This is a genomic window from Streptomyces sp. NRRL S-1813 (genome assembly GCF_000719605.1).
Classification (GTDB): Bacteria; Actinomycetota; Actinomycetes; order Streptomycetales; family Streptomycetaceae; genus Streptomyces; species Streptomyces decoyicus.
In genome coordinates this window covers 1-1,099 of sequence record NZ_JOHB01000084.1, presented here as the reverse complement: position 1 = coordinate 1,099, position 1,099 = coordinate 1, and the positions used below count along the sequence as shown (strand labels likewise).

The following is a 1,099-nucleotide window of genomic DNA, read 5'->3' as shown; positions in this document are numbered from 1 at the left end:
ATCCAGATTCCCGCTGACATCAAGCCCGCCGACGGACGCTTCGGCGCGGGCCCCTCCAAGGTGCGTACGGAGGCGCTCGGCGCCCTCGCCGCCACCGGTAGCTCCCTTCTCGGCACGTCCCACCGCCAGGCCCCGGTCAAGAACCTGGTCGGCAAGGTGCGCGACGGCGTACGCGACCTCTTCCAGCTCCCCGAGGGCTACGAGGTCGTCCTCGGCAACGGCGGCTCCACCGCCTTCTGGGACATCGCGACGCACGGCCTGATCGAGCGCAAGTCCCAGCACCTCAGCTTCGGCGAGTTCTCCTCGAAGTTCGCCAAGGCCGCCAAGCTCGCGCCGTGGCTGGACGAGCCCACCGTCATCTCCGCCGACCCGGGCAGCCACCCTGACCCGCAAGCGGAGGCGGGCGTGGACGTCTACGGCCTCACCCACAACGAGACCTCGACCGGCGTCGCCGCCCCCATCAAGCGGGTCGCGGGCGCCGACGAGGGCGCACTGGTACTGGTCGACGCCACCTCCGGCGCCGGCGGCCTGCCCGTGGACATCACCGAGACCGACGTCTACTACTTCGCCCCGCAGAAGTCGTTCGCCTCGGACGGCGGTCTGTGGCTCGCGGCCTTCTCCCCCGCCGCCCTGGAGCGCGCCCGCGCCATCCACGCGTCCGGCCGCCACATCCCCGAGTTCTTCTCGCTGCCCACGGCGATCGACAACTCCCTCAAGAACCAGACCTACAACACCCCCGCGCTGTCCACCCTCTTCCTGCTCAACGAGCAGCTGGAGTGGATGAACGGCCAGGGCGGCCTGGACTGGGCGGTCCGCCGCACCGCCACCTCCTCGCGCACCCTCTACGGCTGGGCCGAGGACTCCAAGTACGCCACCCCGTTCGTCACCGACCCCGCCAAACGCTCGCAGGTCATCGGCACCATCGACTTCGACGACAACATCGACGCCGCGGCCGTCGCCAAGGCCCTGCGCGCCAACGGCATCGTCGACACCGAGCCCTACCGCAAGCTCGGCCGCAACCAGCTGCGCATCGCGATGTTCCCGGCCATCGACCCGACGGACATCGAGGCCCTCACCGCCTGCGTCGACTACGTCATCG

Annotated in this window: 1 protein-coding gene; it reads left to right on the top strand. The window is 70.2% G+C overall.

The features are described from left to right. A partial coding sequence (gene serC / locus IF67_RS0138390; RefSeq protein ID WP_051819125.1) for a phosphoserine transaminase occupies positions 1–1,099 on the top strand: 1,099 nt, incomplete at both ends.